This is a genomic window from Sporosarcina sp. FA9 (assembly GCF_051550205.1).
Classification (GTDB): Bacteria; Bacillota; Bacilli; order Bacillales_A; family Planococcaceae; genus Sporosarcina.
Genome location: NZ_CP188819.1, coordinates 2,222,199 through 2,243,789, shown reverse-complemented (window position 1 = coordinate 2,243,789; position 21,591 = coordinate 2,222,199). Strand labels below are relative to the sequence as shown.

The 21,591-nt window shown below is 39.0% G+C and carries 21 protein-coding genes; 17 read left to right on the top strand and 4 right to left on the bottom strand.

The window, feature by feature from the left end; genetic code table 11:
- Positions 1-286: 286 nt before the first annotated feature.
- Both ACP8HH_RS11190 and ACP8HH_RS11185 read right to left on the bottom strand, forming a co-directional pair.
- A complete protein-coding gene (locus ACP8HH_RS11190) occupies positions 287-1,807 on the bottom strand; it encodes a CoA-acylating methylmalonate-semialdehyde dehydrogenase (protein ID WP_438311285.1) in 1,521 nt (506 codons plus the stop codon).
- A gap of 22 nt (positions 1,808-1,829) precedes the next feature.
- Entirely contained in the window at positions 1,830-3,191 is a 1,362-nt protein-coding gene (locus ACP8HH_RS11185) for an aspartate aminotransferase family protein (RefSeq protein WP_438311283.1), read from the bottom strand.
- 221 nt (positions 3,192-3,412) lie between these two features.
- On the opposite strand from ACP8HH_RS11185, the gene ACP8HH_RS11180 reads away from it, so the two are divergent.
- The 14 genes from ACP8HH_RS11180 to ACP8HH_RS11115 all read left to right on the top strand — a co-directional run bounded on the left by ACP8HH_RS11180 (position 3,413) and on the right by ACP8HH_RS11115 (position 17,560).
- Entirely contained in the window at positions 3,413-4,660 is a 1,248-nt protein-coding gene (locus tag ACP8HH_RS11180) for a Zn-dependent hydrolase (RefSeq protein ID WP_438311280.1), read from the top strand.
- 60 nt (positions 4,661-4,720) lie between these two features.
- Entirely contained in the window at positions 4,721-6,124 is a 1,404-nt protein-coding gene (gene hydA, locus ACP8HH_RS11175) for a dihydropyrimidinase (protein WP_438311277.1), read from the top strand.
- 28 nt (positions 6,125-6,152) lie between these two features.
- Positions 6,153-7,496, top strand: a complete 1,344-nt coding sequence (locus ACP8HH_RS11170) for an NAD(P)-dependent oxidoreductase (RefSeq protein WP_438311274.1) — start codon at positions 6,153-6,155, stop codon at positions 7,494-7,496.
- 12 nt (positions 7,497-7,508) lie between these two features.
- Complete coding sequence (gene preA, locus ACP8HH_RS11165) at positions 7,509-8,771, top strand: NAD-dependent dihydropyrimidine dehydrogenase subunit PreA (protein WP_438311273.1); 1,263 nt, start codon at positions 7,509-7,511, stop codon at positions 8,769-8,771.
- A gap of 58 nt (positions 8,772-8,829) precedes the next feature.
- Positions 8,830-10,284, top strand: a complete 1,455-nt coding sequence (locus tag ACP8HH_RS11160; RefSeq protein WP_438311271.1) for an NCS1 family transporter — start codon at positions 8,830-8,832, stop codon at positions 10,282-10,284.
- Positions 10,285-10,305: 21 nt separating this feature from the next.
- On the top strand, positions 10,306-10,512 hold the full coding sequence (locus ACP8HH_RS11155; protein WP_438311270.1) for a hypothetical protein: 207 nt from the start codon (positions 10,306-10,308) through the stop codon (positions 10,510-10,512).
- A gap of 284 nt (positions 10,513-10,796) precedes the next feature.
- A complete protein-coding gene (locus ACP8HH_RS11150) occupies positions 10,797-11,264 on the top strand; it encodes a GNAT family N-acetyltransferase (RefSeq protein WP_438311268.1) in 468 nt (155 codons plus the stop codon).
- Between the two features lie 211 nt (positions 11,265-11,475).
- Positions 11,476-11,904, top strand: a complete 429-nt coding sequence (gene tnpA / locus ACP8HH_RS11145; RefSeq protein ID WP_438319132.1) for an IS200/IS605 family transposase — start codon at positions 11,476-11,478, stop codon at positions 11,902-11,904.
- 14 nt (positions 11,905-11,918) lie between these two features.
- Entirely contained in the window at positions 11,919-13,139 is a 1,221-nt protein-coding gene (locus tag ACP8HH_RS11140) for an RNA-guided endonuclease TnpB family protein (RefSeq protein WP_438311266.1), read from the top strand.
- Positions 13,140-13,413: 274 nt separating this feature from the next.
- Entirely contained in the window at positions 13,414-13,977 is a 564-nt protein-coding gene (locus ACP8HH_RS11135) for an AAA family ATPase (protein WP_438311264.1), read from the top strand.
- Positions 13,978-14,084: 107 nt separating this feature from the next.
- Positions 14,085-15,278 carry an AI-2E family transporter gene (locus tag ACP8HH_RS11130; protein ID WP_438319130.1) on the top strand — a complete coding sequence of 398 codons (1,194 nt, stop codon included), beginning with the start codon at positions 14,085-14,087 and terminating at the stop codon, positions 15,276-15,278.
- A 149-nt stretch (positions 15,279-15,427) separates the two neighbouring features.
- Positions 15,428-15,862, top strand: coding sequence for a YugN family protein (locus ACP8HH_RS11125; protein WP_438311262.1), 435 nt, complete (start codon positions 15,428-15,430; stop codon positions 15,860-15,862).
- Positions 15,863-16,032: 170 nt separating this feature from the next.
- Positions 16,033-17,085, top strand: a complete 1,053-nt coding sequence (locus tag ACP8HH_RS11120) for a polysaccharide deacetylase family protein (RefSeq protein ID WP_438311260.1) — start codon at positions 16,033-16,035, stop codon at positions 17,083-17,085.
- A gap of 220 nt (positions 17,086-17,305) precedes the next feature.
- Positions 17,306-17,560: a GlsB/YeaQ/YmgE family stress response membrane protein gene (locus tag ACP8HH_RS11115; RefSeq protein WP_438311258.1), complete on the top strand. Its 255-nt coding sequence runs from the start codon at positions 17,306-17,308 to the stop codon at positions 17,558-17,560.
- A 129-nt stretch (positions 17,561-17,689) separates the two neighbouring features.
- Here the strand turns inward: ACP8HH_RS11115 and ACP8HH_RS11110 are convergent, their stop codons facing one another.
- Together ACP8HH_RS11110 and ACP8HH_RS11105 are read right to left on the bottom strand one after the other, a co-directional pair.
- The gene (locus ACP8HH_RS11110) at positions 17,690-17,878 is read right to left on the bottom strand and encodes a hypothetical protein (protein ID WP_438311256.1); all 189 of its coding nucleotides are present in this window, start codon (positions 17,876-17,878) and stop codon (positions 17,690-17,692) included.
- 192 nt (positions 17,879-18,070) lie between these two features.
- Positions 18,071-19,000 carry a MerR family transcriptional regulator gene (locus tag ACP8HH_RS11105; RefSeq protein ID WP_438311254.1) on the bottom strand — a complete coding sequence of 310 codons (930 nt, stop codon included), beginning with the start codon at positions 18,998-19,000 and terminating at the stop codon, positions 18,071-18,073.
- 148 nt (positions 19,001-19,148) lie between these two features.
- Here ACP8HH_RS11105 and ACP8HH_RS11100 point away from each other — a divergent pair, with 148 nt between their 5' ends.
- The 3 genes from ACP8HH_RS11100 to ACP8HH_RS11090 all read left to right on the top strand — a co-directional run bounded on the left by ACP8HH_RS11100 (position 19,149) and on the right by ACP8HH_RS11090 (position 21,570).
- On the top strand, positions 19,149-19,598 hold the full coding sequence (locus tag ACP8HH_RS11100; RefSeq protein WP_438311253.1) for a hypothetical protein: 450 nt from the start codon (positions 19,149-19,151) through the stop codon (positions 19,596-19,598).
- 223 nt (positions 19,599-19,821) lie between these two features.
- The gene (locus ACP8HH_RS11095; RefSeq protein WP_438311251.1) at positions 19,822-20,889 is read left to right on the top strand and encodes an ABC transporter permease; all 1,068 of its coding nucleotides are present in this window, start codon (positions 19,822-19,824) and stop codon (positions 20,887-20,889) included.
- A 3-nt stretch (positions 20,890-20,892) separates the two neighbouring features.
- The gene (locus tag ACP8HH_RS11090; protein ID WP_438311249.1) at positions 20,893-21,570 is read left to right on the top strand and encodes an ABC transporter ATP-binding protein; all 678 of its coding nucleotides are present in this window, start codon (positions 20,893-20,895) and stop codon (positions 21,568-21,570) included.
- Positions 21,571-21,591: the final 21 nt, after the last annotated feature.

The window sequence follows — 21,591 nt, the reverse complement described above, 5'->3', positions numbered from 1 at the left end:
ATTTTATAACGTTATACTCAGAGAAATAAGCACTTTCGTTTATGATTCAATTTTACAGTACTCGGTCAGTCGAGTTTCTGTACTAATGGATTATAGGTGGAGGTGCTTTTTTCTTTTGACTAATCAGAAGAGGATATTTGATATCCGGCTTTCACTTCTAGAGAATGATTACTTCAGGCCATAAAAAATACTCCTCGTAGGTAAACAGTTTTTTTCATCTGTCTACCTAATGAGGAGCATTTTAGTTCCAAAAAGAACAGAGGTGCCATACATTTAACGCGAATGATCAGTCGTTGTTACTCGGAAAAGCAAATGTTGACGCGGATTCGCTGTTTTCTTCAAACCACTTTTCTGAAATGGTTTTGGTTTTGGTGAAGAAGCGGACTTGGTCTGGGCCGAACATATGCCCCTCGCCGAATCTAGAGCGTTTCCAGCCAGCAAAGTTATGATAGCCAACAGGAATTGGAATTGGCACGTTTATCCCAACCATGCCGACGTCAATTTCCGTTGCAAATTTGCGAGCGGCCGCCCCATTATTCGTGAAAATTGTGACACCGTTACCGAGCTCGTGTGCATTGACTAAGTTGATAGCTTCCTCTAACGAATCTACCCGGACGACGTTACGAGCAGGCCCGAATACCTCTTGCTCATAAATTTCCATACCAGGTTTGACGTTATCTAAGAGGGTAGGACCTAGATAGAAGCCGTTGGAATTTCCAGCGATGTCTGGGTTGCGTCCATCGCATACGAGTGTAGCGCCTTCTTCCAAGCTACGGTCTATAAAGCCAATGATTGCATCCTTTGACTCTTTTGTGATAACAGGACCAAAATCAACGTCTGGATCTGTAAAGGGACCCACTTTTAACTTTGCGATTTTAACTGCCAGTACTTTGACAAGGTTATTCGCTGTTTCCTCGCCCACAGGAATGATTGTGGAAATGGCCATACAGCGTTGGGATGCGGCCCCGAAAGCCGCGCCTAAAAAAGCGTCTGCGACCTGTTCTAAATCTGCATCTGGCATGACAATCATATTGTTTTTGCCGCCACCTAAAGCCGTAACGCGCTTGCCGTATTTTGAACCGGTTGTGTAAATAGTTTCGGCGACTGCTGTGGATCCGACAAACGAAATTGCCTCAACAGCAGGGTTTTCTAAGAGCTCGTTGACCGCATCTTTGTCGCCATTGATGACCGTCCAAACACCATTTGGTAAACCCGCTTCTTTCCAAAGTTTCGAAAAAAACAATGCTGAGCAGGGCACTCGCTCGGACGGCTTTAAAATGACCGAATTGCCGACTGCAACAGCCATACTTGTCATGGCAAGTGGCACCATCACAGGAAAGTTGAATGGGGAAATCGCTGCAACGACGCCAAGTGGTACTTTTGCAGAATAAGCATTAATATTACCACCCACATTGACGGAGTAATCGCCTTTTAATAGATGAGGAGCACCGATGGCTAAGTCCACGGATTCTAAACCGCGTGTAATTTCACCCCTCGCATCCTCGACTGTTTTCCCGCTCTCCATACAAATGATGTCTATGAGCTCATCTATACGTTCGGTCATCAATTGACGGAAATTCATAACAATTTCAACGCGTTTGCCAACCGACAGGGCGCGCCATGCTGGAAATGCTGCTTTCGCTTTTGCTATTGCGTGTTGAACTTCCTCTTTCGTTGCAATAGGGACCTTTGCAATTACTTGCCCTAAGCTTGGATTGAAAACATCTGCGAATTTACCGCTTGTGCCTGCAACGATTTCACCATTAATGAAATGCCCTAGTTCTTTTACTTCTGTATTCGTTACCATAAATTCATTTCCCCTTTGTGTTTTATGCTTTTGGAAGTAGTTCATGTAAAGCGTGCGTAAGTTTTTCAACAATCAAATCTTTTTCTGCCAATGAAATAATGAGTGGTGGAGCGAGTGTTAACGTATTGTTAAAGCCTGCAACCGTAACCCCATTTTTCCCAATGATTAACCCTTGTTCTTTACATAAAGAAATGACTTTGTTGACAGCAGTTCCATCAAGTGGAGCTTTGCTGTTTTTGTCACTCACTAATTCAATCCCAATCAGTAACCCTTTCCCGCGGATGTTGCCGACGTTTGGATGATCCTTTAAGCGTTCTTGTAGTTCCGCAAGGATAATTGCGCCCATTTCTTCTGAGCGAGCAAATAAATTTTCATTTTCCATGATTTCAATATTTTTAAGCGCAACCGCACAAGCCGCCGGAGAACCACCGAATGTGTTGACGTGGCGGAAAAAGTCGTACTCCTCGCTCCCAGTAAAAGCCTCATAAATTTTGCGACGCACAGCTGTAGCAGATAACGGCATATAAGCGCTTGTTAAGCCTTTTGCCATTGTGACAATATCCGGCTGAATGCCATAGTTTTGGAAGCCAAATGCTTTGCCTGTACGTCCGAATCCACAAATTACTTCATCGACAATAAGCAGTGCCCCATGCTTTTCACAAACTGCTTTTACCCCACGCAAATAGTCCTCGTGTGGCATAATCACACCGCCACCAGTAATAATAGGCTCAAGTATAACACCGGCAATTGTCTCGGGCATTTCCCATGTCATGACATTATCAATTGCCTGAACAGATGGTAGAGCAGCCGGGTCTGTAATATGATCTTCGTTTGCACGGTAGGCATCTGGTGGTGCAACATGAAGGAATCCAGGTGCTAAAGGCTCGTATTTATATTTGCGCATTGCTTGGCCCGTTGCTGCTAATGCCCCCATTGTACTGCCATGGTAGGCACGATACCGAGAAATAATTTTAGTGCGATTTGTATGACCTTTTTGCTGATGGTATTGACGTGCGATTTTAAAGGCGGCTTCATTCGCCTCTGAACCACTATTGGAGTAAAAGACTACATAATCATCGCCTAATAATTCGCTGATTTTTTCGCTCAGTTGAATGGCAGGGATGTGCCCAACGGATAGTGGAGTATAGGCATTTTCCAGTAATTGTTCATAAGCCACTTTGGCAATTTCCTCTCGCCCGTAGCCAACATTCACACACCATAAACCAGACATGGCATCTAAATAACGTTTCCCATCAATATCCGTTATCCAAGCGCCTTTCGATTTCTGAATGATTGACGTAGCATTTGGGTTGTAGGGCTTCATGGAATGCCATACATATTTCTCATCTTTGACTTGCCAATTTTGACTTGTTAAATTCGTCATCTAACCTCAACACTCCTTCATTTATATAGTTCTATAAATCCATTATTCTACTTCCTTAGAAAAATAGCATAATACGTATAGCCCCTTATTATACAAACAACTTCCCAAAAATATGCGCTTGTACATTTTTTAGTATTATATCCGGATATGCCGAATACACTCTACTTTATAGATTTAATAATAAACCGCTTATTAATAACTATGAAAGAGAGGACTAGCATATGTATGAATGTAACCGTAATAGATTGCAGGGGTTAATTGAACAATTTAGTCAATTTGGTGCAACTGCCAATGGAGGTGTAACTCGTTTGTCCCTTTCAAATGAGGATGTATTGGCAAGAGACTATTTTTGTGAAATATGCAAAGAGTTAGGCATGGATATTCAAGTAGATGATATGGCAAATATTTATGCGACTCTACCGGGAAAAAAAAGTTGTCCACCAATCGTAATAGGATCACATTTAGATTCTGTTGAAAAAGGAGGGAGGTTTGATGGTGTCTTAGGTATTTTAACTGCAATAGAGGCGATACGAACGTTAAAGGAAAACGACATTGAGCTTGAGGTTCCATTAATGCTTGTGAATTTTACGAATGAAGAAGGTGCGCGCTTCGATCCAGCGATGATGAGTTCCGGTGTTATTACTTCAAAGTTCAGTAAAGAAAAAATGCTGCAGTCCGTCGATAAAAATGGAATTTCTTTTCAAGAAGCATTACAGGCGAGTGGCTATGATGGGAAGCAGGGAAATCGTTTAACAGAAGCACTTGCTTATATCGAGTTGCATATTGAACAAGGACCGGTATTGGAAGCAAAGCAACGCGAAATTGGAGTGGTCGAAGGTGTTTTAGGAATGGTGTGCTATGAAATTACCGTAACAGGCGAATCAAATCATGCCGGCACAACGCCGATGTCGATGCGTAAAGATCCGATGATTGTGGCGTCTCGAATCATTTCGTCTTTGCATGAACAGATGGGCGAAATCGACGAAGAGCTTGTGTTCACATTTGGGCGTATGCATGTGGCCCCTAATATTCATACAGTCATTCCAAACGAAGTAGTGTTTACCATGGATTCGCGTCATCAAAATCCAGCGGTTATACGCAAAGTAGAGAAAGTATTGACAGGATTACCTTCAGAGGAAAATGGTTGCGACATACGCCCGGTCAAGCTTTGGGAGCGGGAGACGGTATTTTTTGATGCAACTATTTGCAATGAAGTGGAAAAATCATGTCATGAACTTGGTTATTCCTCCAATAGAATGTTCAGTGGGGCGGGTCATGATGCGCAGTATATCGCGAGCATAATCCCCTCGGCAATGATTTTTGTTCCAAGTATCAATGGGAAAAGTCATTGCGAGGAGGAAGAAACGACATTTGAAGATTGTGTAAAAGGGGCAGGCGTGTTATTGGAAACCGTGTTGAAACTACAAATGAAGCTCAGCATGGGCGAAAAATTCACACTAAACCAATAAACCAACATATTAACAGAAGTTAATAAAATGTTCATTCATGAATGGAAGGGTGAGGGGAACGTGAAAAAAGTCATTACAGGTGGACTGATTGCGACAGCTTCAGATTTATATGAGGCTGATATTTTAATAGAGAATGGAAAAATCGTGCAAATCGGCAGAAACATATCAACTGACGGGGCAGAAATTGTAGATGCAACCGGTAAATATGTGATGCCTGGGGGAATTGATCCACATACGCATTTGGATATGCCGTTCAACAACACGGTAACAGACGATGACTGGAAGTCTGGTACAATCGCGGCTGCATTCGGTGGGACAACAACTATTTTAGATTTTTGCTTATCCGCGGGGGAAGAAAAACTTGCTACGGCTGTGGAAAAGTGGCATATAAAAGCTAAGGGCAATTCGGCTATTGACTACGGCTTCCATTTAATGATTGCTGATTTAACGCCTGAAACAGAAGCCGAGCTACCTTTGATACTAGAGGAGGAAGGAATAACGTCTATCAAGGTATTTATGGCTTATGCGAAAGAGTTTCAGGCGACAGACCGTACTCTGTTCAAAGCTTTTAAAATAGCAAAAGACATAGGTGCTGTTGTCATGGTGCACTGTGAAAATGGTTCAGTCATCGACGAATTAGTAGAGGAGGCAAAGCGGGCTGGTCACACGGAGCCGATTTATCATGCACTAACGCGGCCCGCAGAAATTGAGGGTGAGGCGACGAAACGTGCGATTGAACTAGCGCATATCGCAGGCGCCAAGCTTTATGTTGTACATGTGACGTGTAAAGAAGCACTAGATGAAATTATCGCTGCGCGTGAAAAGGGCTATGACGTGTACGGGGAAACATGTCCACCTTATCTAACGCTCGATCAGTCAGCGTTAGCGCAGCCAGGCTTCGAAGGCGCGAAATATGTTTGGTCACCACCACTTCGTCCAAAATATCATCAAGAGCATTTGTGGAATGCATTAAAAGCCAAGCAACTGCAAACAATTGGCTCGGACCAATGTTCATTTAGCTTTAGCGGGAAAAAGCAATTAGGGGTAAATGACTTCTCTAAAATTCCAAATGGTGGACCGTTTATCGAAGATCGTTTCAGCATTTTATTTTCTGAAGGTGTCGTGAAAGGGCGAATATCCATCAATGACTTCGTCGATATGATTTCGACAAATGCCGCAAAAATTTTCGGCTTATATCCACAAAAAGGAACGATTGCTATTGGTTCTGATGCGGATATCGTAATTTTTGATCCTACGGCAAAACGTGAAATTTCAGCGAACACCCACCATATGAATGTCGACTATAACCCATATGAGGGCTGGGAAGTGACGGGAGAGCCTATCAGTGTACTTGTGCGTGGCGAATACGTCATTAAAAATAAACAATTTGTAGGAGTAGTAGGCAGCGGTCAATATATTAAGCGTGCACTGCAGCTGACGACTGCTCAAACGATTACCGTGTAAACATCAATCCATAAGGGGGAATGTTTCAATGACTTCGCAACTCGAACAAAACTTTGTGGAAATGACTAGCAAGATGACAAAAAATGAAGCGATGGAGGAGGCTAATCGCTGTCTGTACTGCTATGATGCACCTTGTATTACAGCATGTCCGACAAGTATTCAAGTTCCGAATTTCATAAAAAAAATAGCTTCCAGTAATATGAAAGGTTCGGCCATGACGATTATGGAGGCCAATCCAATCGGTGCAAGCTGTGCGCGAGTATGTCCGGTTGAAGTGTTATGTGAAGGAGCATGTGTGTTAAATTCATCGACCAAACCTATTAAAATAGGGCAATTGCAACGATATGCAACAGATTGGGCACGAGAATCACGTATCCAGTTTTTTAAACAAGGTGAAGCAAATGGGCAGAAAGTAGCAATTATTGGATCTGGTCCAGCGGGTCTGTCGGCGGCACGTGAGCTTAGTCGCCTCGGATATAGTGTCACAATTTTTGAAGCAGAAGCAAAGGCAGGTGGTATGGGCGCCTATGGAATTGTATCATTCCGATTACCGAATGACGTGGTGGATTGGGAAGTGGCTCAAGTTGTAAACCTTGGTGTAGAAATTAAAACAAACACAACAGTAGGCGTGGATATTTCTGCTGATGAAATTTTAGAGCAATATGACAGCGTTATTTTAGCGGTTGGTATGGGGGTTGTACCGAATCTTGGTATTCAAGGTGAGGAGCTTGATGGCGTTCATGATGCCATTGAGTTTGTAAAGCGCACGAAAATGGGTGAACTTACAGAAGATTTAATCGATAAACATGTTGCGGTCATTGGTGCTGGAAATACAGCCATCGATGGTGCGACCTGTGCTGTGCGGTTAGGTGCACAGCAAGTAGATATTCTCTATAGAAGAACAGAAAAAGAGATGACCGCCTACCAATATGAATACGAATTCGCCAAACAAGATGGCGTTGGATTCAAGTGGTTGACAGCGCCGAAACAAATTATTGGCGATGAGGCAGGGAAAGTAGTGGGACTTGAATGCGTCAAGATGAAGCTTGGAGATGTGGGAGCTGACGGTAGGCAACGACCTGAAGAAATCAAGGGATCTGAGTTTGTACTAAAGGTGGATGCAGTCATTAAAGCAATTGGACAAACGCGCTTTGTCTCACTTATTGAAGCGTTTGGATTACGGAATACGGACGGAGTAGTAGACATTGACGAAACGACTATGCAAACGTCGAACGCCAAAGTTTTTGCTTGTGGAGATGTAGTGTTCGGTAATGGACAAGGGGAAGCAATGGTGGTAACAGCTGCGCAGCAAGGTAAGGATGCTGCTTACGTAATTCATGAGCGTTTAAGAAAACTAAGCGAGAACGCATAGGGGGGATGTAGCATGGCAGACTTACGAATTGACTTAGCGGGGATTAAATCACCGAATCCATTTTGGTTAGCATCAGCACCACCGACAAATTCGGGATATCAAGTGCAACGTGCATTTGAAGCGGGCTGGGGTGGCGCGGTTTGGAAAACATTGGGCGAACCAATTTTAAATGTTTCATCACGATTTGCGGCTGTTAACTATAACGGACAGAGGGTAGCGGGCTTTAGTAATATTGAGCTTATTACGGATCGTCCGTTAGAGGTTAATTTACAGGAGATTCTTGAAACGAAAAAAAGATTTCCTAATCATGCCATTATCGCTTCATTAATGGTAGAGCCACGGCAGGATAAGTGGCATGAGATTGTAAAAAAAGTAGAGGCTGTTGGGGTTGATGGTCTTGAGCTAAATTTTGGTTGTCCACACGGGATGGCAGAACGAGGAATGGGGTCTGCCTCTGGTCAAGTACCTGAATTGGTTGAAAAGCAAACGTACTGGGTGAAGGAAGTCGCGCGTACACCTGTTATCGTCAAGCTAACGCCAAACATTACGGATATTACGATGACGGCAGAAGCGGCGGTGCGTGGCGGTGCAGATGCCGTTAGTATGATTAATACGATTAACAGTCTAGTAGGTGTCGATTTAGATTCATGGAATACGGTACCGCATGTTGGAGGGAAGGGAGCACATGGTGGATATAGTGGTCCCGCCGTCAAGCCGATTGCACTAAATATGGTCGCAGAATGTGCACGGAATTCCTTAGTCAACGTACCAATATCAGGCATTGGTGGAATTTCAAATTGGCAAGATGCTGCGGAATTTTTACTGATGGGTGCAACAGGCGTACAAATTTGTACGGCAGCGATGCATCACGGATTTAGTATTGTCGAAGATATGATTGATGGATTGAATAATTATTTGGATGAAAAGGGTATTGCCTCGGTGATGGATCTAGTCGGTCAGTCGGTTCAGCGTTATTCTGACTGGGGTGACTTGGATTTAAATTACAATATCGTTGCTAAAATTAATAATGATGTTTGTATTAATTGCAATAAATGCTATATCGCTTGTGAAGATACGGCACATCAATGTATTGACCTGTACACGGAGAGTGGTCGCCCGATGCTGAAGGTGCGTGAGGTAGATTGTGTAGGCTGTAATTTATGCGCGATTGTTTGCCCCGTAGACGGTGCGATTTCGATGGTCGAAAGAGTTTCCACTATTCCGCCAATGTCTTGGAACGAACGTCAATCACTAATCGGCAATTTTACGCGATAAAAAAGAGGATAATTGTTAGTTCGTGAACTGGAAATCTACTATAAAGGGAGAGAAATGTATGGCGAGTGGTGGAGATTATTTAAAATCACCAGATTTACTTCCAGTTACACATCAAAAAAGAAGTATCGGGACATTTGGTTTTGCAGTGATTTGGATAGGAATGGCCATCGTTTTAGCTGCATTTGCAATTGGTGGATCAGGTATTATTAGTTTGTCGTTGCCTATGGTAATTTTAGCGACTTTGATAGGTTCCGTTTTAATCGGCGTACTAATGACGTTAATCGGTGATATTGGTATTGAACACGGTTTGTCCTTCCCGGTTTATATGCGTGCCCCATTTGGCACAATTGGTACGCATATACCATCGCTCGTTCGTGGGGTGACAGCCGCTTGTTGGTTTGGGCTTAACACCTATTTTGGTGCAATGGCCATCAATGGGATTTTGAATTTATTATTCGACTTTAATAATTGGTTTCTATGCTTCCTTGTTTTTGCAGCATTACAGTTATTTAACACATCGCTGGGTATTAAATCCATTGAGCGCTTTGCAGATTTTGCTGCACCAGTTATTATTTTAATATCGTGTTGGATGTACATTACGCTTGCCGACCAAGCTACGGCTTCAGGGAAAGATGTGTGGACTTGGATGGAATCACCGACGACAGGAGTCGCAGCTTTTACAGCATTCATGGTTGTGATGATGGCAAACATGGGGTTCTGGGCAACGTTAGCAGCTGATATGCCAACACTATCACGATTCTTTAAAGCGCCTAAAAACGAACGCAATTGGTTCAAACGCAACAAGACGCAGTTAGTTGGCTCTATAATCGTAATGCCGATTACCAATACATTTATCGTAACCATAGGTGCAGTGGCTTATATGGCAGTGGCATCTGCTGATCCAATAAATGCCCTGCAGCAAAGTGCAAGTGGAATTGTGTTAGGGATTTTATTGCTAATGATTGTGTTAGCGCAATGGTCAACAAATACGTCCGCAAACGTTATTCCTGCGGCAACGATTTTCTCAAACATTGGTGGACCAAAAGTACCATTCGGGGCTGCTGTAATAATTGCGGGGATTATTGGGATTATTGCACAGCCGTGGAGCTTATTTGGTGTCTTAGTCGATGCGCTATTAATCATTGGCGGTATTTTAACAGCGATTGTGGGGATATTATTCGCCGATTATTATTTAATCCGCAAACGGCGTGTGAACGTAAGAGATCTGTACGAGTTAGACGGGCAATATAAGTATATGAACGGCTTTAATTTAGCGGGATTATTCGCTTGGGTAATCGGTGGTGCCTTGGCGAATATGTTCCCAACGTATTCTGCATTAGTGGGCTTTTTCGTGGGGGCACTAGTGTACTATGTATTGGCGAAATATTGGTGGTTTAAAAAGTACCCGCAAGCCGAACTAGACGATCCTAGTGACGCCAAGTATTTAGGTATTACAGTTGGGCACGATTGGGACGATATCGTCGTTCAAGAAATCAAAGCAAAAGGAAAGTAATAAAAAAAGCGGGGTGTGTATATGTCGGATCATTTGCTAAGCAAGGATGAAATGAAACAAGTAGATGATTATTTGGGCACGGGCTTTAAAATTCATTCCGTGTATGAAAACTTAAGTGGAATGTTTGTTGAGTTTGAACGGCAGGAAGAAGAAGTTTGTTTGCAGATTCTAACCGCCGAAGGGCGTAAATACTTTTCGGCAAAACTACAAGAACAAGCGCTATTGTAAGCAGGTATGTCAACTTAATATAAAGTGGTGAAAACTCTATTCTATTACTTACAAGAATAGAGTTTTAATATTGTGTTTTTACCTTTCCTCCATTCTGGCAAACGCATCTATTACATTTTTTTTGTAAAGCTTATTTTATATAGCTGTCAAACATTCTGGTTCATGCATATAATAGGAGATCTTCATAAAAATAAATCTAATTTAAATATCCAAAAGAGTCACCAAAATAAAAGATAGCCGCTTTTTTAACATGAAAAGGAGAGCTTTGGGAGGATGCTGATACTATGGAATTATTTGAATATGAAAAACGCTTTAGAACCGAAGTGATGAATTATAAATTATCTAAAGAACAGCTTAGGTTTACAGGTTCACCTTTAAGTTGTGTTAAATTATCGAAAAAGGACTCTAACAGACATTCTATTTTGGCAATAAAAAACAATAAACTAGTCACTTTCTTTGTTCTCCACAAAAATGAAGGTGTAATACCTTATTCAAGAAATCCTGAAGCATTATTGCTGAGGTCTTTTTCAACAGATTGTTATCAACAAGGTAAAGGATTTGCTCAGGAGTCCTTAATGCTGTTACCTGAATTTGTACGAGCAAAATTTCCGGATATCAATCGTATTGTTTTAGCGGTGAATGTGGAAAATACAGCTGCACAGTCCCTCTACAAAAAGTGTGGCTTTTTTGATGAAGGAATACGTAAAAAGAGTAGAAAAGGCGAGTTAATAATTATGTGTTATTATTTATGAACAACTTTCATATGTATGCAAATTATTAAAACCAAAATGGACAAACTTTGAAATCGATTTGATAATTATGATAATAATTGATAGGATTAGCATCCGCATACCCGTGACTTCAGTCGTGGGATAGGGTGTTTCTTTAAAAGTTCCTAAAATTTTTTAATGGCTCTGGCAATCTATTAAAAATTACGTATGTTATTATTGTAATAGGGTGATAATAATGGGAATTAGAAAAGGTAGAGGCTATGTGTATAGCATTCAATACCATATGGTTTGGTGTGTGAAGTACAGAAAAACCATACTAAATGGTTTAATAGAAGCACGCCTGAAAGAGATTTTAATCCAACAAGCCGAGACGCATACTTTTACAATCATTGAAATGGAAACGGATGGCGACCATATACATATGTTAATCGAATGCTCACCGCAGCACTACATTCCAAATATCATGAAAGCCCTAAAAGGAAACAGTGCCCGCTTTCTTTTTAAGGAGTTTCCAGATTTAAAAAATACGCTCTGGGGCGGTCATCTTTGGAATCCATCGTATTTTGTTTGTACTGTAAGTGATCGAACGGATGAGCAGATTAAAGCTTATATTCAAGAACAACAAACCGCACCGAGAAAGCGTGGCAGACCAAAAGGCTAAGGGAGGTGTTCGTTATGGTTCGAAGAAAAACTGTCGTAGAACGCAACAAAGAACTTGAAAAAGAAGGCAAGAAATTACGTTTTTACGGCATGAAAATTCGTGCGATAACTACACCCGCGCAGCACCAACTGATTGTTAAATCAATTGGTTGTGCTCGTTTTGCTTATAATGCTTATTTGTCTGAAAAACAAAAAACCTATAAAGAGACAAAGAAAGCCATCAGTTATAGTGCGTTCAAAAAAGACTTTGTTGTTTTAAAAAAGAATCCTGCGTATGAATGGCTGGCTGAACCCGATAAATTCGCGTTAGAGTGTGCAATGGAGCAAGTGGATGATGCTTACGGTCGTTTTTTCAAAGGGCAAACCGGCTACCCAAAATTCAAGTCCAAACATACCTCTAAACAAAGTTATTCAACAAAAGAAACCAATGGAAATCTAGTGATTGATTTCGAAAAACAACGCATTAAAATACCTAAACTCGGATGGGTAAACGTCAGGTTTTCAAAAGGACAAATCGCATCGTTTCAAGAAAGTGGCTTCAACGGAAAAGTGAAAGCGGCTACTCTTACGGTTCACGGGAGCCAACAAACCCATATTTCATTACGAATCGAAGAGGTCGTTTCACTTAGAGAGGAGACCGATTGGACGACGATTCCAAATGAGAAAATCATTGGTTGCGACTTAGGATTAACGCATTTTCTAATCGATTCAAATGGCAATAAAATCGAGAACCCACGCCACTTAAAGAATTCCTTGGGCAAGCTGGCAATGCTTCAACGTAGATTGAAAAACAAAATAAAAGGTTCCTCTAACTATAAAAAACAGCAACAGCAAATTGCAAAACTACACCTACGTATCACTAACACAAGAAAAGACTTTCTACATAAGGAGTCCAGAAAACTCGTTAATGAAAACCAAATTATCGTGTTGGAAGATTTAAATGTAAAAAGCATGATCAAGAATCGTAGATTGGCACGCAGCATTTCCGATGTGGGCTGGTCTACTTTCGTAACTTTCGTGAAATATAAAGCAGATTGGGACCATAAAAAGGTTGTGCTCATTGGCCGCTTCTTTGCATCCTCAAAAAAGTGCAATGGGTGCGAAGGGAAAAACACACTTTTATCTCTTTCCGACCGAACTTGGGTATGTTCGAAGTGTGGAAGAGAACATGACCGTGATTTAAATGCCGCCAAGAACATAAAAGAGGAAGGCATTCGCATATTAGCAGAAACTTAAATTAGGGATTCTTCTTACCGCAGGAACTGCGGGGTGTGCCTGTCAGCACCTAAGGGGGCTGTTTGTTCGCTCGGAAAGGAGCAATGGAGAGAGTGTTAGACGTTGTAATGAACGCAACTCTCGATGAAGCAGGAATCTAACGACAACGGGTTTCCAACGTCTTTTGACCTTGGAATCCCGTGACTTCAGTCGCGGGAGGTTCAATATTTATTGATATACTTGTAGATGACTTAGTTTATATGTCCATATTAAAAAATAGAACGGAGTAAAATGCATGACGAGGTTCGTAATAATGACGGTCGGTAAAACACATAGTGGTAAAACGACATTCGCTAAAGATTTAGAAGAAGTGATGCCGAATTCAATTGTTATTGACCAGGACAATCATGCTGAATTTCTTCATACTTTTTATCCGAGATTATTGCCGAAAGATGGGCAGAATACGATTAAGTACGACTTAACACAAACAATTGTTAATCATGCAGTGAATAAAACGGATGGGAATATTATTTTGTGTAATTCAAATCGTAATTGTGATGGCCGTTTGAAGTTGCTTGATTTTTATTATGAAAAAGGATTTACGAGTATCCTTGTGTATTTTGACATGCCAGCTCATATTCTTAAAGAGCGAATTTCGAAAAGTCTACGTAGTACAATGATATTAAGGACAGTGTCAACCTTTGATGAAGTTCTTACTCGACAGGACACTGAGGACAAGTCTAAAGTCGAGCAAGTAAGGGCGCCTGAAGAAAATGAGGCAGACTATTTGTTTGTCATTCAAAACGAAAATGAAGTTCAAGCCGTTATTAATCAAATTGTCAATATTGCGTTATGCTAATGGGCTATTGCTTTGAAATCTTGCTTTTTCAAGTACTCTTTTTGTAGTTGATCTATCATTGATAATATAGAAATGAGGCACAGAATATGGAGCAGGAAAAAGTGAATATAAAAAATATTGCTACTTGGTTCTGGAAATGGTTTTTAAACAATAAGGTAGTTACCGTTTTATTGATTTCATTATTACTCTTATTGAATCTCCTTGTTTTTTCGAAAATAACACATTTATTTGAACCCATCAAAGGGTTCTTAAGTATAATTGGACTTCCAATTATAATGGCTGGTATTTTATTTTATTTAGTAAATCCATTAATTGATTGGATGGAAAGAAAGAAGATACCTCGTGTGTGGGGGATTGCTATTGTCTTTGTAAGCATTATTGGGCTAGTTGTGTGGGGAATTATTATTCTAATTCCAATCATTCGTGAGCAGACATTGAGTTTGATTGAAAACTGGCCTACATATTGGAATAAAGTTATTACTCAATTTGATAATTTATTGAGAAGTAATATATTTTCCCAATTGCAAGTTCAATTGACCGATATCAATCAAAGTATTCTAAAATCAATTTCAGAACAAGCAAACAGTGTCGTGAATTCAACTTTTTCTGGAATTGGAAGTGTACTGGGGACGGTCACTAATATTGTTATTGCACTTGTTACAATGCCGATTCTTTTATTCTTTTTATTGAAAGATGGGCGTGATTTACCGTATCATACAATGAAATTCATTCCGACTAACATGCGTATGAATACGTATAATTTAATGAAAGAAATCAATACGCAAATTAGTCAATATATCCGTGGTCAATTATTGGTAGCATTCTTTGTTGGAATGATGTTCTGGATTGGATTTGCAATAATAGGTCTTGAATACGCCGTATTATTAGCGATACTAGCTGGAGTGCTGAATTTAGTTCCATATTTAGGTTCATTTTTGGCGATGATTCCAATTGTCATTATTGCATTGGTTGCTTCACCCGCAATGCTTGTTAAAGTACTAATCGTATTTGGTATTGAACAATTGCTTGAAGGTCGGTTAATTCAACCGCTCATTTTGGGAAGTAACTTGAAAATACATCCAGTAACAATTATTATAGTGCTTTTGACGGCGGGTAAATTATTTGGTGTACCTGGCGTCATTCTTGGTATTCCAGCATATGCCGTATTGAAAGTGATTTTTGAACACCTTTTTAATTGGTACAAAATGTATTCAGGTTTATATGTAGGAAGCTACAATCCGGCCCCAGAACCAAGTGTGCATATTTCTAAAAGAAAAAAGAATAAAAGAAGAAAAAAATAAAAAATTGAAGTGGTTCGTATGCTATTAATTACCGTATTGATGCAATCGTAATTAATTAAATGGTAAAGTTATCTCAAACCTACTATCCGTATTTTTTACCTCTTTTTGTGAATACTATTTGAAGATGGACACAAAAGGAGGTTGAGATTATGTTGAAACTAAAAACTGCGCTAGAGGGACAACAAGCCAATTTTGGTATTGTCAGTGAGTGTATATCAGAACTTGGTTATCACCTAGGTGGTAATTGGGATTACGAAAACGGTTGCTTCGATCATACTTTATGTCGTGAAGATGGTGAAACGATTTATATTCGCATTCCATTTGTCGTTACGAATGGGGAATTAGATCAGTATGATGCTACTATTAAATTTGAAACGCCTTTTATTATAAAACACGTTGTTCATATTGGTCTGGATCAAGATGAAAACTCATTATTAGATGCAACTGGTTTTAGTCAATTCCAAGCTCCAATCGATACAGATGGACAAATTGATAACAAAAGCAGATGGATGCATGCTGGAGAAGATGCTGTTAAAAAACTTATGGATTGTTTATGCGAACATGCACATCTGAAATCCAGTTGATATAAAATGTATAGTGTTTCAGTAGAATAGGGTTATATACGAAGCTGACGGTATCCTTATGGGATGACGGCAGCTTTTTTGTTTTCACTAAAATTACTGACGAATAGCAAATGGTCTTAATAGTGCTCGTAATGCATATTATTTTATATTGCCTCCAGTAAGAAGGGATTGTGATTAATACGAAGAAGTTAATAATGGTTTTAGCTGGGATTATGTTGTTGTCGGTATCGTTTATGGGTAATGGTGCAAAGGCTATTGAAGGTGATGGAGGAAATGCAAAAGGAGTTCCAATTTTGATGTATCATACTTTTGAGGATAATCCTAAATTCCAATTTCCTGGTATTAATGTATCGACAGAAAACTTTAGAGCACAATTATCTTATCTCAAAAAGAATGGATTCGTTACGATTCTACCGAATGATTTAAAGTTATTTGAACTTGGATTAAAGAAACTTCCAGTTAAGCCAATAATGATTACGATTGATGATGGTTATGAAAGCGTTTATACGCAAGCGTACCCGATTTTAAAAGAGTTTGATATGAAGGCGGTATTCCTAGTAATTACGAGTCATATTGAGTCCGGTGAGCGTTTTAACGAACCTATGGTTACGTGGGAACAGATTAAAGAAATGAGTGATTCGGGTTATGTGGAAATTGGTAATCATACACATGACCTTCATTGGAGAGGACGTGGTAATACAGCGGGTTTTGAAGCAATGATAACAAATGAAACAAAAGATGGAAAAATCATTACAAATGCCCAACGTGAACAAAATATTTATGATGATTTAAAAACAGCACACCAATTAATTGAACAAAGGACAGGTGTCAGCCCAACACTTTTCGCATACCCGTATGGAGCATTTGACAAAGTAGCTGAAAGAGCAGTAGGTAGCTCAGGTTATGAAATGGCTTTAACCGTTCAAGAAGGTGTCCATTTCATAGGGGACGGTACTATGCGATTAAAGAGATTAGGTATCAATAATAATGTTCACCCTATGGTTATACTCGAGAAAATCAACAAGTCTTTGAACGCTCGTAAAAATAAAGCGGGTGGATGGTTAAACGTATTCGATGGTAGTTCAAAGATTGAAAAGAGTTTTTGGATTAAATGTGAACAATACTCAAATCATACAATCATTACAGAAGGAAGATTCGAGTTATATAAGCGTGATGCGAAAGGAAATAGAAAATATCTAAAGAATTTCGGACAATATACTTAAAACCACTTGCAGGAATAAACGAGCTGACGAAGTCCTCTATGGATGACGGCAGTTTTTTTATGTTCACTAAAGCTCTCCAGTAAAAGCCGACATTAAAAGTTCTATATAGTGCTAGTCATGCGTATTATTTCATATAGCCTTCATAGAAACCTTTAAAATTAACCCGGAAATTTGTAAGTTCATTATAAAGTCAATGAAATAAGTAAAGGAGATGACTTGAATGAATCTGATTTTATATTTAATCATTGGTGCTGTAATTGGTTGGTTTGCCGGAGTTGTATTAGGTAAAAATTTGCCTGGTGGAGTTTTGGGGAATGTTATTGCTGGAATCATAGGTGCTTGGATTGGTAGTAGACTCCTTGGGAATTGGGGTCCGAAGCTCGCCGAATTTTATCTTATACCATCTATTATTGGGGCCCTTATTTTTGTAGTAATTATAAGCTTTATAATGAATTCATCTCGTATGAGGTTTTAAGCTAGACAAAAATAATACCGAATCATAATGAGGGAGAAGCACAAAAATAGTTGAATGTGAAATTAACAATGGATCGTAAAAACCCTGTATCGCAACAGGTCAATTGAGAGATACAGGGTTACAATTTGTTTATTTAGTGCGATTGTTGTTTTTGTTTTTGTTATTATTGTTGTTATTATTTCTGTTTTTATTTTGTTCTTGGTTATTTTGATTCGTAAAATCATCTAGAAATTCTTCGCCAAATTCAACATTATTATTTTGTTTGTTTTTATTCTGATCGAGTTTGTTTTGGCGATCTAAATTTCTTTCATCTCTCAATGTGTGTGCACCACCTTAATCTTGTTAAGTGAAAAGCTTTTATGAAATTCACTCACAATAAGTAGGATGTCCCATTAGCGAGAAGCTATTCCTTTATTTTTTTCGTTCACTATTATTAAAGTCGTATAACAAAAAACGATTGTTCCTATGCAGAGGAGCAATCGTTTTTTTATGGAAAGATGCGAAATTAAGCTAATCTATAGTGGTGGTATTTTCAACAACATCCTCAATGGATTGTACGATACGTAATGCTTTAAGCGTTTGTCCTTTTGAATAGATAATTGCACCATGACCACCAAGACAAACATCGATATGCTTGTTTTTAAATGCAAAATCATCAATTTTTTTTAATAATAATGGATCCACTTCAAAAGGAATGGTCGTAGATGCGGAAAGTAGAACTTTTACTGGTTTTAGTTTTTCAACTATCGATTCAAGTGACCCTGGTGCGGGGGAAGTTCCAAGGAGTAACGACTTCCAACCGAGTTGCATGAGTTGCAGTAATAGTATTTGTACGGGTATCTCATGTTGCTCGTTTGGTAAACAAGCGCCCAGTACTAAAGGTGCATTTTTCCGATATTTAAAATTTCGTCGTATTTGAACTAAAAAGTCGCGGACGACCATACTTGAGATGGACTCCTGATAAGCATCCCATTCTCCCTTTTCCCATCTGTTCCCTATTTCTTTTAAAAAAGGTATAACTACAGATGTTAAGAAATCGGATAGTCCGTGATAATGGAAAGCCTGTTGTAAAATAATGTTAATCTCTATCTCGTCACAATGTGTCCCTTTTTCAATAAGTTGAAAGACGTGATTATTTAGCTCTTCTATTTGTTGAACGGGTTCTTGTTTTAAAGTTTGATGTCCAGTTTTGTTTTCTTCAATTACTAAAGCGGCGGCTTGTTTAATCGAAAAACCTTGATCTGCCAGGGTTTTAACATTCAAGAGAACATTGACATCTGTTTTATTATAGATTCTGTAACCATTGTCTAATCGTTTTGGTTTCACGATTTCATGGCGTTCTTCCCATTTACGAATGACTTGTTTTGATAACCCTGTCATATCGGATACTTGTTGTATGGTATAGTGCTCATTATCAAAAGTTCTATTAATAGTATTCACCCTATCTAAATTATACATTCTTCGTGGAAACTTTTTACCTAGTATGCTAAAGTATAATGAATAAAACCAATTTTGTACAATGTTAATGTGAAATAATTATACAGAATGTGTGGTTATTTAATATATTCAAAGTAAGGTTGGTGACATAATGTTAAGTAAGCAAGGAATTCTGAAGTCGATTTTATATGGATTACTATCTGGTTTATTTTTAACAGTATTTTTGAAAATGGTAGAAATGCTCACATCAAACAAAGTGTACACTTTATTGTTAAACGTTGATTATTTCCCATTTCTAAATCAATATGAGTTTTCCGAACCGGTTGAGGTTGTATTTCATTTAATTATATCTGTTGCATTAAGTGTTTGTTTGTATATCCTGATAATACGTTTGAAAATAAATTCTCGAAATAAAGTAATCTATCTATCCACAGCAGTGTGTTTCATTGTAGGTATCGCATTATTTCCAACAACTGCATTATCAAATCGAACACCATCAATAACGGATATGTCTTCTATTTTCTTCTGGCTCGTAGGCCATATTCTTTACGGATATATATTGGGGTTTTTATTAGTAAAATCGGTTCCAAAAAGAAAGTGAACTTGTGTTATCCATGCATGCTTATACAGGTATAGGCATTGGTGTTCCATAAATATCTCCCCAATCAAACATCTTTATTCTATTATAGCTTAATTATAATTACTTGTATAAGGTTTTAGGATGGAGAAGTAAAAACCTTTGACGCCTTGTATAAGAGTGTGTTAAAAATAGACTATTAGAATGTACGAAGTAAATATACTTATCGGGATAAGGAAGTGAAGCGATGTTTTTAGCTTGGAATGAAATTAAAAAGAATAAATTGCGTTTTATATTAATTATTGGCGTATTAATGCTTGTTTCGTATCTTGTGTTCTTTCTATCGGGTCTGGCAGAAGGTTTGAAAGATATGAACCGCGAATCTGTAGATAAATGGGATGCCACAGCAATTGTTTTAACAGTTGAATCAGACAAAAGTTTGTATCAATCTTCAATGTTCTTAGAAAATGTTGAAAATATTACAGCAGACGAAATTGCAGTTATTACTCAAATGAATGCGATAGCGGGCAATGGGGATAATAAAACGAATGTTTCCATATTTGGAATTAATAGTGATGAGTTTATTATGCCTAATGTAATAGATGGTGATGTCTTTACAAATGAAAACGAAGTCATTGCAAGCGATGCTTTAAAAGACAGTGGTTTTAATATAGGAGACAAATTACAATTATCTTCTACAGAAGAAAGTCTTACAATAGTAGGCTTCACAAATAAAGCAAGATTTAATGCAGCACCCGTTTTGTACACGGATATGTCCACGGTAAATCGGATTAAGTACGGTGAAGCAGCAGATGTGAACAAAGGTAGGATCAATGGTATTATCGTTCGGACAAAAGATGTATCTTCAATTTCGGACAATCAGGATTTGGAAGTTACAGAAATTGAGACGTTCATTCAAAAATTACCCGGCTATACCGAACAGAATTTAACACTGAACTTTATGATCTATTTCCTTTTTATCATATCGGCAGTTATTGTAGCGATTTTCTTGTATGTGTTGACTGTACAAAAGATTAGTATGTTTGGGATTATGAAAGCGCAAGGGATATCCAATCTTTACCTTTCAAACTCAATCATCGCACAGACGTTTATCTTGGCAGCAATTGGAGTAGTAGTCGGTTTTGGACTTACAATATTAACAGGTGCCTTTTTACCAAGCGCTGTTCCTATATCGTTTGATATTCCAACAATGCTCTTTTACGGATTTGTTCTAATTGTTGTCGCCATATTAGGTGCGGTATTCTCGGTTTTAACAATTGTACGAATCGATCCATTAAAAGCGATAGGGGGTTAATCGATGTCTGTTTTAGAATTACTCAACGTTAAGAAAACTTTTGGAACGGGTCATAAAAAGGTGGAGGCATTGAAAGAAACAAACTTTCAGGCAGAAAGAGGAGAGCTTATTGCAATTATCGGGCCTTCAGGATCAGGTAAGAGTACATTGCTCACCATTTTAGGCGGTCTTTTAACTCCAACTACAGGAGAAGTTATTATCAACAGTCAGAATTTAACGAATCTGAATGAAAAACAACGATCAAAAATACGTTTGAAAGAAATAGGGTTTATTTTACAAGGGTCAAATTTAATTCCTTTTTTAACTGTAGCGAATCAATTGAAGTTAATCGATAGAGTCAAAAAAGAAAACATGACAAAAGAAGAACTTGAGAACCTATATGAAAGTTTAGGGATTGGTGAACTCAAAGCGAAATATCCATCCGACTTATCAGGTGGAGAACGTCAGCGAGCAGCCATTGCTAAAGCTTTATACAGCAATCCATCGGTTATATTAGCGGATGAACCAACAGCTTCTCTTGACTCGGATCGCGCTTATGAAGTAATGGAGATTTTAAAGACAGAGACGAAAAGTAAAAACACAACGACGATTGTCGTTACACATGATACGCGCTTAATTGGGTATTGCGATAAGGTGTATAAGATGGTAGACGGCGTCCTTCGTTTGGAGAATGGTGCATAAGGAATAGCTTGCGAGGTGACT